The organism is Acinetobacter sp. ESL0695, from assembly GCF_029392135.1.
Taxonomy (GTDB): domain Bacteria; phylum Pseudomonadota; class Gammaproteobacteria; order Pseudomonadales; family Moraxellaceae; genus Acinetobacter; species Acinetobacter pollinis.
This window is the reverse complement of sequence record NZ_CP113932.1, coordinates 318,121-330,959: the sequence shown is the minus strand read 5'-3', so window position 1 is coordinate 330,959 and position 12,839 is coordinate 318,121. Positions and strand designations below refer to the sequence as shown.

Annotated in this window: 10 protein-coding genes; 7 read left to right on the top strand and 3 right to left on the bottom strand. The window is 39.1% G+C overall.

The window, feature by feature from the left end; genetic code table 11:
* Positions 1-1,479 (top strand): UvrD-helicase domain-containing protein, encoded by a 1,479-nt coding sequence (locus OZX61_RS01530; protein ID WP_195771190.1) that lies wholly within the window; start codon positions 1-3, stop codon positions 1,477-1,479.
* 38 nt (positions 1,480-1,517) lie between these two features.
* On the opposite strand, the gene fbaA is transcribed toward OZX61_RS01530, so the two are convergent.
* Positions 1,518-2,597 carry a class II fructose-bisphosphate aldolase gene (gene fbaA, locus OZX61_RS01525; protein WP_195771191.1) on the bottom strand — a complete coding sequence of 360 codons (1,080 nt, stop codon included), beginning with the start codon at positions 2,595-2,597 and terminating at the stop codon, positions 1,518-1,520.
* Between the two features lie 854 nt (positions 2,598-3,451).
* On the opposite strand from fbaA, the gene OZX61_RS01520 reads away from it, so the two are divergent.
* Genes OZX61_RS01520 through OZX61_RS01495 form a run of 6 tightly spaced genes read left to right on the top strand, consistent with a single transcriptional unit; the run spans position 3,452 to position 9,708 of the window.
* Entirely contained in the window at positions 3,452-6,277 is a 2,826-nt protein-coding gene (locus OZX61_RS01520; RefSeq protein ID WP_277095084.1) for a monovalent cation/H+ antiporter subunit A, read from the top strand.
* A gap of 5 nt (positions 6,278-6,282) precedes the next feature.
* The gene (locus OZX61_RS01515; protein ID WP_195771193.1) at positions 6,283-6,654 is read left to right on the top strand and encodes a Na+/H+ antiporter subunit C; all 372 of its coding nucleotides are present in this window, start codon (positions 6,283-6,285) and stop codon (positions 6,652-6,654) included.
* Positions 6,651-8,474, top strand: a complete 1,824-nt coding sequence (locus tag OZX61_RS01510) for a monovalent cation/H+ antiporter subunit D (protein ID WP_196337710.1) — start codon at positions 6,651-6,653, stop codon at positions 8,472-8,474. The genes OZX61_RS01515 and OZX61_RS01510 overlap by 4 nt, the downstream gene beginning before the upstream one ends.
* The gene (locus tag OZX61_RS01505) at positions 8,475-8,996 is read left to right on the top strand and encodes a Na+/H+ antiporter subunit E (protein WP_195771195.1); all 522 of its coding nucleotides are present in this window, start codon (positions 8,475-8,477) and stop codon (positions 8,994-8,996) included. It abuts the gene before it with no gap.
* Positions 8,993-9,268, top strand: a complete 276-nt coding sequence (locus OZX61_RS01500) for a monovalent cation/H+ antiporter subunit F (protein WP_195771196.1) — start codon at positions 8,993-8,995, stop codon at positions 9,266-9,268. Before OZX61_RS01505 ends, OZX61_RS01500 begins: the two co-directional genes overlap by 4 nt.
* Positions 9,269-9,282: 14 nt before the next feature.
* Entirely contained in the window at positions 9,283-9,708 is a 426-nt protein-coding gene (locus tag OZX61_RS01495) for a Na+/H+ antiporter subunit G (protein WP_195771197.1), read from the top strand.
* Between the two features lie 26 nt (positions 9,709-9,734).
* Here the strand turns inward: OZX61_RS01495 and OZX61_RS01490 are convergent, their stop codons facing one another.
* Entirely contained in the window at positions 9,735-10,133 is a 399-nt protein-coding gene (locus tag OZX61_RS01490) for a ribosome-binding factor A (RefSeq protein ID WP_277095083.1), read from the bottom strand.
* Positions 10,133-12,829, bottom strand: a complete 2,697-nt coding sequence (gene infB / locus OZX61_RS01485) for a translation initiation factor IF-2 (RefSeq protein WP_195771199.1) — start codon at positions 12,827-12,829, stop codon at positions 10,133-10,135. The genes OZX61_RS01490 and infB overlap by 1 nt, the downstream gene beginning before the upstream one ends.
* Positions 12,830-12,839 lie beyond the last annotated feature (10 nt).

The following is a 12,839-nucleotide window of genomic DNA, read 5'->3' as shown; positions in this document are numbered from 1 at the left end:
ATGACCACAACACCTAAGCCTACTAACGAACAAAATACTGCCATTGAACATGCATTGCTTGGTGAATCATTTAAAGTGGTTGCTTATGCTGGTACAGGTAAAACGACAACTTTACAAATGATTAGCCATGCCATGCCTCAACGGCGTGGTATGTATTTAGCATTCAATAAGGCGATTGCAAGTGAAGCACAAAAAAAGTTTGATCGACAAGTCGACAGTAGAACATTTCACTCCTTAGCATTTCGTAGCGTGCCACGTGCAGTAACCGATAAACTACGTCTGCCTCGTTTGAGTCCTAGTTTTTTAGCTAAAGAGTATCGTCTAGAACCGATTACGCTTAGACGTTTAATGGGTGGTCGCTATGAAAAATATACGATTATGCCGAGTCGTTTGGCAGGTCTTGTCGTAAATGCTGTCGGGTATTTCTGTTCAACAAACTCACAATATCCAGCACCTCGTCATATTCAGGCACCCAATTGGCTACATACAGACGATATTGATGCATTACAAAAACATTTATACCCTTTTTTAGAGCGACGTTGGCTTGAGTCAATCCACCCTGAACATCAAGCAGGTATTGGGCACGACATTTATCTAAAATTATGGGCATTGTCTAATCCAATTATTCCTGCAGATTATGTTTTATTTGATGAAGCACAAGATGCCGACCCTCTCATGCTTGGTATTTTGCTCAAACAGCAACAAACGCAGGTTATTTATGTTGGAGATGCACATCAACAAATTTATGCATGGCGTGGTGCAGTCAATGCCATGCAAAAGCTTCCCTTACCATCTTCTCGCTTAACAACCTCATTTCGTTTTGGTGATGAGATTGCTCAAGTTGCGAATTTATTGTTAAGTGGCTTAGATGAAACTGTCCCTCTACTTGGTAACCCCAATCAAGTTTCAAAAGTGGTCAATAAACCACATACCAAACAACGTGATGCTATTTTATGTCGTACCAATGCACGTGCAATGGAGCTGTTGCTTGCAGGTTTAGTAAATCATGACAAAGTTACCTTACAAGCAGATCATGCTCGTTTAGGACGTTTTATCGATGCAGCAAGTATGCTCAAGCAAGGAAAACGCGTCACAGATGTGCCTGAACTTGCATGGTTTAACTCATGGCATGATGTACATGAATACTGTGAAACGCATGAAGGGAGTGATATCAAACCCTTAGTTAGATTGGTCGATGAACATGGTTCAGGCCCATTAAAAAAAGCACTCACTCAAATTACGCCCATTGATGAAGCTGACTATGTCATTTCAACAGCACACAAAGCAAAAGGGCTTGAGTGGGATCGTGTTCATCTTGAAGATGACTACCAATTTAAACTCAATCAGCACGACTATAAAATTAGTGATGAAGAACTTCGTTTGCTTTACGTTGCATGCACACGTGCAAAATCAAGTTTAAATATTCACTATATTTATGATCTAATTCAGCAGATTAAAAACAAAAAACCAAGAAAATAAAAAAGGAGCTTTCGCTCCTTTTTTATTTAAATTTCATTTTAGTTACGGTCAATACTGTTTAATTCTCTAAACGCCTGTTCTAGACGTGTCACCATAGATGTTTGACCTGCACGTAACCAAACACGAGGGTCATAGTATTTTTTATTTGGTTTATCTGCACCTTCAGGATTGCCCAACTGCGCTTGTAGGTAAGCTTCGTTCTTTTTATAGAACTGTAAAACACCATCCCATGTTGCCCACTGAGTATCTGTATCAATGTTCATTTTAATCACGCCATAGCTGATCGATTCTTTAATTTCTTCAGCAGAAGAACCAGAACCACCATGGAATACAAAGTCGAGTGAGTTGTGCTCTAGATTATGCTTTTTACTTACGTACTCTTGTGAATCACGTAAAATAGTTGGTGTTAATTTCACGTTACCTGGTTTGTATACACCGTGAACATTACCAAATGAAGCAGCAATACTAAAACGTGGACTAATTGCATTAAGTTTTTCATAAGCATAGTCAACATCTTCAGGCTGTGTATATAGTGCAGAAGCATCCATATGGCTATTGTCTACGCCATCTTCTTCGCCACCAGTACAACCCAATTCAATTTCTAACGTCATACCAATTTTTGACATACGTTCTAAATATTTTGCACAGATTTCAATATTTTCTTCTAGTGATTCTTCAGATAAGTCAATCATGTGTGAAGAAAATAATGGTTTACCTGTTGCTGCAAAGTGCTTTTCACCCGCATCTAACAAACCATCAATCCATGGTAATAATTTTTTAGCACAGTGGTCTGTATGTAGAATAACAGGTACACCATAATGCTCTGCCAGAAGGTGTACGTGATGTGCGCCAGAAATCGCACCTAAAATAGCAGCACCATGTGGCTGTTCTGTTTTTAAGCCTTTACCAGCAATGAATGTTGCCCCACCATTAGAAAACTGAATGATGATTGGACTTTTGACTTTTGCAGCAGCTTCAAGTGCAGCATTGATTGAATCGGTACCTACACAGTTTACCGCAGGAAGTGCAAATGCATTTTCTTTTGCAACAGCAAACACTTTCTGAACGTCATCACCAGTGATAACACCCGGTTTCACAAAATCAAAAATTTTAGACATATCATGTTTTCCTATTTCATCAATCAGATGGATTCATTCGGATTACAAAAAGCGTGTGATTTCAGTATAACCTGATTCACACAATCGTATATATTTCTATAATGAGTTTCATAGCTCTCGCTATTTCAATCATTGATCAAGCTTTCATTAAGCATACTAAACTACTGAAGGTTGAAGAGAAAAGAACATGAATGTGACTTGAAATATTACAATCATTGAAGTGCGTTGCTATTGCTGCGTACTCTGTAAATATTGCTCTGCCCTAAAACATCCTATTCTATTCTCAGCAATATCCTACTTGCCTAGATTCTTATACGAGTTTAAATATAACTGAACCTAACACTATAGTAAAAGTATCTGCTTACTTATTTAGACAATATGATACTTCATACTGACTTCGTATTTTCCCTAAGTTACTCTACAGACAAAGCCAGACCTGCGATATACGACTTAAGATACAGTGACATCATAAAAATAGAGCAAAAAACAAGATAGCAGATTTATTCTGCCCTGCATAAATTTTTTTCAATTTTCATGATTTTTAACAAACAATTTTGCTTCTAACTAGGTGAAAGAATAGAAATCGTTTATCATTTAAGAAAATATTAATATTTAAAGAAAATATGCTGTTTTTTAATGTTAAAAGGTCAGATATTGGTTTATTTATTGATTACAATATATCTTAAAATTTTACTGTATTTTTCTACGACTTTATCCCTGAAAATATTGTAAGTTTTCAAAAGATACCTCCGCGTTAAACTTTGAATATTGGATAATTCCTTGTTTTCCTTTGAAGTTTAAAAAAACTAACCTAGGTGATTACGGTCGGCCTATATCATAAAAAGGACACAAGTGTGCTAGCGATTATCATACTTTTACCTTTGCTCTTGGGTACTGTACTCAGTGCAAGTTTGCATCAAATCCCACGACTGATAAAAATGCTAATAGCTGTTGGTATTAGCCTCACTTGTTTTACATTATTGCTTACCCAAGCAAATATGATATTCAATGGTCAAACCTTACTACAAGAATGGCAATGGTTGCCTGAAATGGGTATCAATTGGAGTTTTAGGCTCGACAGCTTAGGGTTACTGTTTGCATTGCTCATTAGTGGTATTGGCACACTCATTTTCATTTATGCCTATTATTATTTAAGCGAAAAAAGTAGCTTAAGCAAGCTGTATTGTTTTCTCATGCTATTTATGGCTGCCATGCTAGGTATATCTCTGTCAAATAACCTGATTGTTTTAATGGTATTTTGGGAACTAACCAGTATTTCTTCTTTCCTACTGGTTTCTTATTGGCAACAGTACGATGCAGCCCAACGTGGTTCACGTATGGCATTTACCATTACAGGCATGGGTGGCTTAGCTATGCTAGGAGGATTCATCCTCCTTGGACAAATTGCTGGTACTTATCAAATAGACCAAATCCTCGATATGGGGAGTGTCTTACAACAAAGTCCTCTTTTTACACCTGCACTATTACTTATTTTATTAGGTGCATTTACCAAAAGTGCTCAATTTCCTTTTCACTTCTGGCTACCTAACGCAATGGCAGCGCCCACTCCAGTTTCTGCTTACCTTCACTCTGCGACAATGGTGAAAGCTGGAATATTCATGGTCGCACGGCTTTTACCTATCTTCGTAGGATATGCTCTTTTCCATCAATTAGTTACCGTAGTTGGATTAATTACTTTCTGCATTGGTGCCTTTTTTGCCGTCTTTAAAGAAGATTTAAAAGGTCTATTGGCCTACTCGACCATTAGTCACTTGGGTCTAATTATGTGTCTACTAGGCATTGGCTCGCCACTTGCTGTTGCTGCTGCAATTTTTCATATTATCAACCATGCAACATTTAAAGCAGCATTATTTATGATTGCTGGTGTTATTGACCATGAAATGGGAACCCGTAGTCTACGTAAGCTACAAGGTATCTGGCAGTTACTTCCATTTACAGGCACACTTACTTTTATTACAGCCTCGGCAATGGCAGGTGTACCACTGACCAATGGTTTTATTTCTAAAGAAATGTTCTTTACAGAAATTGCGCAAACATTTAGTGGAACAAATGCACTTCTTGCTATTATTGCGACCACATGCGCAGGTATATTCGCTGTTGCTTATTCAGTACGAATGATTCATGGCGTATTTTTTAATGGCAAGCTAGGTGAAGACATTCCAAATAAAGATGCACATGAACCGCCATTTGGTATGCGTGCACCGATCCTACTACTTGCAATCTTATGTATCTTGGTTGGTGTTGCCCCAGCCTTTTTTGCAGAGCACACTGTTATAGCTGTAAGCGAAGCAGCCTTACAGCACAATATTCCTTCACCACATCTTTCTATCTGGCATGGCTTCAACCTACCATTTGTCATGAGTTTAATTGCACTTTTTGGTGGAATTGGGTTTTATGCTTTACTCGCACGTCATGGAAAAATTAAAAATATTGAACTAGAGTCTTACTTAGGAAATTTCCAAGGTAAGATCATCTTTGAAGGAATCTTAAATTTTGCCGAAAAAACTGCAAAGAAAATTAAATTAGCCACTGAAACAGGTCGTCTACAAGGCTACTTATTTTGGATTATTATCTTTGCGGTGGCATTAGTTGCAATTCCTTTAATTTCAACGCCAATATCTACGGGCACACGTGTACTTACACATGCTTCTCCAATCGCTGTGGTACTTTGGGCATTACTATTTACAGGTTGTTGGATGCTACTTTGGTTCCATCATGAGCGTGTTAAAGCAGTACTCATCATGGGAGCAATTGGTCTCGTTGTTTCTATTGTTTTTATTACACTGTCCGCACCAGATTTAGCACTAACGCAAATTACTGTAGATGTTGTTTCTACTGTTCTTTTACTCATGAGTTTATCACTTTTACCACAGCTAACCCCTTACGAGTCATCGCAAACACGACGTTGGCGTGATGCTATCATCGCTACATCAGTGGGGTTAGGAATAGGCTGGATTGCATGGTTAATTCTTACACGTGATCATGACTCAATTTCATGGTTCTTCGTCCAACAATCTTTACCTTTAGGTGGTGGCTCAAATATTGTCAATGTCATCTTAGTGGATTTCCGTGGCTTTGATACCTTCGGCGAAATTACTGTTCTTGGCATCGCAGGTATTGGCACACTATGTCTTATGGATGGCATGCGTGCACATGGAACAACAACAACCAAAGGACTGACCTATCGATTTACCCCCTCACCTCTTTTGGTAAGAACAAGTACGTCGTGGGTACTCCCTGTTGCTCTTATTGTCAGCCTTTATATTTTCCTCCGTGGACATAATTATCCAGGCGGTGGTTTCATTGCGGGGCTCATCACTGCAATGGCTCTAATTATGCAATATATCGCGCTTGGCCAAGACCGTGCAGAACGACTACTGCGTGCAAACTCAGGAAGACGTTATGAGAAATGGATTGGTATTGGTTTAACAATTGCAGGCGTGACAGGACTTGCTGCATGGTTATGGACAAGACCATTTTTGACCAGTGCACATATATATGTAAACCCTCCACTCTTAGGATCAATGCATCTGACCTCTGCAGCACTATTTGATTTAGGCGTATATTTTGCTGTGCTTGGTTCGACCATGCTCATGATTTCTGTTTTAGGTGATTCAAGACACTCGTCTATGTCTGGCCCTGTTGTACCCAAGGAGTAAATTTTATGATTAGTCTTGAACTATTACTTGCTTCGGCAATTGGGCTCTTGGCAGCAACAGGAGTCTATCTATTACTACGTGCAAGAACCTTCCCCGTTGTACTTGGTTTAGCAATGATCGGCTATGCCGTCAATCTATTCCTATTTGCCACAGGTAGAATAAAAATTAACTCTCCGGCTATTTTAACCGAAGCAACGTCTATCACAGATCCACTACCTCAAGCTTTGGTGCTTACTGCCATCGTGATTGGCTTTGCAACAACTGCTTTTATTATCCAACTTGCTTTAAGAAGTCGTTATGAATCAGGTACAGACCATGTCGACTCCAAAGAAATTACAGAACTAGCCAATGATCCTAATGAGGATAAAGCCCCATGATGGATCAAATATCAAATTTTTGGCAACTACAAACACCTATTCTAAGTATTCTTATTCCTGCTTTTGCTGGCTTTATTCTTTTACTTTTAGGTAGTTCAAACGCAGATAATCTTCAAAATGATAAACGCCAATCTATCAGAAGAGTAATAAGCTATATCGCAACACTCGCAGGTTTAGGTACAGCGATACTCTACGTTAGCCAAGCAGCTACAGATCATATGATGATTTATCAACTTGGGGAGTGGCGTGCACCTTTCGGTATTATTCTAGTACTTGACCGACTGTCTGCATTCATGGTTTTACTTACTTATATTTTAGCTTTGCCTATCGTATGGTTTGCAAGTAAAGATTGGGATAGCCGAGGTCGCTATTTCCATGCACTTATTCAATTTCTACTTATGGGACTGTGCGGTGCTTTTTTAACAGGAGATTTATTCAACTTATTTGTCTTCTTTGAAATACTGCTAATGGCTTCCTATGTATTGCTGACATATGGACAAGGGAAAGCAAGATTTCAGCTTGGTATCCACTATGTCATTATTAACTTGTTTGCAAGTGCGCTTTTCCTCATTGGTCTTGGACTCATTTATGCCAATGTTGGTAGCTTAAACATGGTCGATGTTGCGCGTCTAATGCATAAGTTACAACCAGATCAGCTTCATCTTGCCACTGCAGGAATTTATTTACTTTTTACTGTTTTTGCAATTAAAGCTGCTGTGTTTCCACTGGGTTTTTGGCTACCAAAAACCTATGCTGTTGCCAGTACTCCAGTTGCTGCGTTATTCACGCTCATGACCAAAGTTGGCATCTATGCCATATTACGTGTTAACTCGATATTACTTCTCGACAATCCATCTCCTCTTTTCGATATTTTACTCATTATTGGCCTCACAACATCTCTTTACGGTGTGATTGGCGCTTTAGGTGCCGTGCGTTTGAGACGTTTCGTAGGCTTTATGATCCTTTCATCTTTAGGGACAATTTGTATTGGCTTAGGGCTTCATAAACCTGAAGCGTGGGCAGCTAGCTTATATTACTTGTTTCACAGTACTCTCATTGGTGCAGCATTTTATTTACTCTGTGGCTGGATTACAGCTCAACGTGGCATTTTTAAAGACCATTTACATGTCGCACCACGAATGAAACAAAATGCTCTCATTTCAATATGTTTCTTCATTGTTGCATTAATGATGGCCGGCTTACCACCATTTAGTGGTTTCTTTGGTAAAGTTTTTATTTTACAAGCAACGCAAAATAGTGCTTATCAAATGTGGATTATTGGTAGTGTATTAATCGTAAGTTTGCTGAGCATTATTGCTTTTATACGTGTGGGATTCATTTTATTTTGGCAAGCAAGTGAGCCCGAAACCAATCCAAAAAGAGAAGATTATCTCTCTTATCAAGCACTCCCAGACCATGCGCCTAGTCGAAATGATAAGACAATTTACTTATTAATTGCAGTACTGATTGGTTATGTTGTTTATGCTCATCCTATACAACAGTACTTATTTAAAACAGCATTTATGCTCACACAAAGCGATTTATACCAAAAAGAAATTTTATACAAAAATATGCGTGGTGAGTTTATTAGTGTTGAACCTTTTGATCCTAAATATATTGCCGAAACTAAGTATGCAGGTGAGAATCCAGATCCGAATGCTCACTTTATCCCATATATTATTTCACCGAACTCTCTTCATGGTGAGCATATTTCACTCTACAAACAACAGCAGATTGAAATACAACAACAGCAGCTTAATCAATCAACCAGTATTCCAACTCGAAATACTGGCGCTAAATTACAATCTGTGGAGCCATAAATGAAAAGAAAAACTCGTTTCTCTCGTTGGTTTCCGCATCCATTTTTTTCAGTTATCTCTGCGGCTACGTGGTTATTATTAAATCATAGCCTTGCAACGAGTGATATTCTCTTAGCAATTATACTGGCAGTAGTTGTTCCAAGAATGGTTGCTCCTTTTATTACAAGGACGCCAAGTATTCATTGGCCTTCTGCCATCCGTTTACTCTTTACTCTACTAATAGATATTGTGATTTCCAATTTTGTAGTTGCAAAACTGGTATTAGGACCTAAGAAGAATTTAAAGCCCAAATGGTTCCGTATTCCTTTAGCCACGCAAAATGAACAAGTCAATGCATTGCTCGCAATGATTATTACCACGACTCCTGGTACGGTAAGCGCAGGTATTGACCAAAAACGTGGTGACATTCTTGTACATGCCTTAAATTCAACAGATACAGATGCTGAAATTAAAGAGATAAAAAAACGCTACGAACAGTTACTCATTAAAATATTTTCGGCTCAGTCAGGAGAAAATACATGATTATCCTGCCATATGTTCTTGGGATTTGCTTATTATGTATCACTATCTCAATGTCACTGTGCCTAATTCGTATGATTATTGGCCCATCAATTGTCGATCGGCTATTGGCGCTAGATACGTTATTCTTAAATACAAGTGCACTTATTATTGTATTAGGCATTTATTGGACAACCACATATTTATTTGAGGGTGCATTACTTATTGCCATGCTTAGCTTTATTTCAACAATGGCTCTTGCACGTTACTTCACTAGCGGTCATGTAATTGATTAAAAGGAAAGCTTCTTATGTCTGCACAACTCTTTATGGAGATCATTGTTTCTTTTTTTCTCCTACTTGGTAGCTTTTTTATGTTGGTAGGAAGCATAGGAATGATTCGACTTCCAGATTTATTCACTCGATTACATGCACCTACAAAATCTAGTACTTTGGGTCTCGGAAGTTTTTTAATTGCCTCAATTGTATACGGTTACTTTCAAGGACATTTGGGCTTTTCTGAACTTTTACTTACTTTTCTAGCATTTATTACTGCCCCTGTATCTGCCAACCTTATGGCACAAGCAGCTTTACATCTAAAATTACGCTCGTTGAGTGGTGAAGTTCCAGAAAGTATTGAACGCCCACTACCTTGGTCAAAGTATCGCTTTGTTCCTAAAGGTAAAATTAAAAAAGATAGTGCAATCCATACGATTTCACAGAAAAATCAAGATTAAAAAAAGCCACCCGAAGGTGGCTTTTTTTAATCTTCATCTTTTTTTCGTTCTGGTAAATCTTTTACTGCTTCTTCAATTAAGCCAAACATGTAGTTACCATGAGCATTGGTCTTATCATAATGAAAACGCAAACGTGGCGTTACACGTGTTTTTAAACGACGACTCAACTCTTGGCGTAAGAAACCTGATGCTTTGTTTAAAACACTCAGTGTCTCTTTATGCGCTTCTTCAGTTTGATCGTCTTGTAAATCACGCCCCATGACGGTGACATAGACTTCTGCATAACCTAAGTCAGGACTTACTTTCACAGCAGAAATGGTTACATAACCACCTAAACGAGGATCTTTAAGCTCTTGACGAATCAGTTCAGCGAGTTCTCGCTGAACTGTATCGGCCATACGCTTAAGACGCTGACTACCTGCCATTAAAGACTCCGTTTGATAATTTGTACGTCGTAAACTTCAATTTTATCCAGTGCTTTAATATCTTTATAGCCTCGAACTGCAAGACCACATTCCATACCTGCACGTACGTCCTCAACAACTTCTTTATAACGACGTAAAGATTCAAGTTCACCTTGGAAAATTACTACATCATCACGTAATACACGGATTGGTTTATTACGATGAATTGTACCTTCCATAACCATACAACCTGCTGCTGCACCAAACTTGCTTGAGTGGAATACTTCACGCACTTGTGCCACACCAAGAATTGTTTCACGATGCTCAGGTGCTAACTTACCACTCATTGCAGCTTTTACATCATCAATCAATTGATAGATAACGCTATAGTAACGAATGTCAATTTCGTCCTGATCTGCTTTCTGACGTGCTGTTGCATCTGCACGAACGTTAAAGCCTAGTAAAACAGCATCAGAAGATTCTGCAAGTGTTACATCTGACTCGGTAATCGCGCCGACACCAGAACCAATTACACGTACTTTTACTTCATCTGTTGCAAGTTCATATAACGCAACTTGTAATGCTTCTAACGAACCACGAACATCAGTTTTTAGAACAATATTTACTGTAGGAACATCTTTTTTGCCCATAGAAGACATTAAGTTTTCTAAACGCATTGCACTTGCGCGCTCAAGACGTTTTTGACGCTCACGGTCTGCACGTGCATCTGCAACTTCACGTGCTTTTTTCTCATCATTTACAACAAGTACTTCATCACCAGCCATTGGTGCTTCAGGTAAACCTAAAACTTCTACTGGAATTGAAGGACCTGCCGACTTAATACGCTTACCATTTTCGTCAGACATCGCACGAACACGACCGTAAGATGAACCAGCAAGGATTAAATCACCAACATTCAATGTACCATTTTGTACAAGAATAGAAGTAACAGCACCACGGCCTTTATCTACACGTGCTTCAATCACAACACCTTGTGCAGCACCTTCAGCAGATGCTTGAAGTTCCATAACCTCTGCTTGAAGCAAGATTTGGTCAAGTAAGTCATCAATACCTTCACCTGTATGTGCAGATACTTTTGCTACAGCAACATCACCGCCCCATTGTTCAGGAACGATTTCTTTTGCTGTTAACTCATTTAACACACGATCAGGGTCAGCTGACTCTTTATCCATCTTGTTCATTGCAACAATGATTGGTGTACCTGCAGCGCGCGCATGATCAATAGCTTCTGCTGTTTGTGGCATTACACCATCATCAGCAGCAACAACAAGTACCACGATATCTGTTGCTTTTGCACCGCGAGAACGCATTGATGTAAACGCAGCATGTCCAGGTGTGTCTAAGAAAGTAATAATTCCTTTCTCTGTTTCAACGTGGTAAGCACCAATATGCTGTGTAATACCACCTGCCTCACCTGAAGCCACTTTAGCACGACGAATACGGTCAAGTAATGATGTTTTACCATGGTCAACATGGCCCATAATTGTAACTACTGGCGGACGTGTCGTTAATTCACCACGCTTTTGCTCAGCTTGTTCAATTAAGTTATCTTCAGCAGCATTATCAGAAACCAACACTGGGTTGTGACCCATTTCTTCAACAACTAAAGACGCTGTATCACGATCAATTGCTTGGTTCTGGTTCACGAGTTCGCCCATTTTCATAAGCGTTTTAATTACTTCGCGAACTTTAATTGCCATTTTTTGTGCTAAGTCAGCAACAACAATGGTTTCACCAATTTCAACATCATAAACTTGCTTTTTAACAGGTTTTTCAAAACCATGTTTGTTGCCTTGGCTTGTCTTTAAGCCACGTTTATGATGGTTATTTTTGCTGAAGTTTTGCTCTTCTTGATTGTTACGACCTTTCTTACGGCCATCTTTTGCACCACCACCACGTTTAATTTCGCGGTCTTCTTTCTTGAATGATTCTTCATAAGCTTGACCAACAAGGCCTGCCGCTAATGGTGAATCATCGACAACGCGAATTTTTGCAGTGCTGTCATCATTTGAATATTTTGATGCCATTTGACGCATTTGCTCAAGCGTACGTTGTTGCGCCTCTTCAGCAGCTTTACGACGTGTCGCTTCCTCAGTAGCTCTCAGTTGAGCTTCTTGAGCTTGTAGCGCTTTTTTCTGTTCTGCATTTTTAGATGGCTTGGTATTTGGTTTAACCATTCCACCGCCACGCTTTCTTACGACAACAGCTGCAGCTTTCGGTGCATCTGTTCCTTTATCTTTTTGCTGTGCAGCACGCATTGCTTCTAATGTTGCGTTTGCTTTGCTTTCTGCTTTCGATTTTGTAGCTTCGTCTGCTTTTACTTTTGCTTCAGCTTCAACTTTTACCTTTGCTTCAGCCTCAGCTTTTGCCTTTGCTTCAGCAGCAAGTTGCTTAGGATCTGGTTTTGTAAAAGTATGCTTTTTACGTACTTCAACGTTAATCGTTTTCGCTTTACCAGATGTACTTGCAACTTTTGCTGTACCGGTTGTTTTACGTTTCAAAGTAATTTTTCCTGCATTGCTCTCAGTCTGACCATGCACTTTTTTCAGATGATCTACGAGAGTGTTTTGCTGTTCAGTAGTCAAGACATCATCAGCTTTTCGCTGTGGCAATCCTGCATCTTTCACTTGCTCTAGGAGCTTCTCAACAGGACGTCCCACGCTTTGCGCCAACTCTTTTATAGACTTGTCCGTCATTTATTACCTC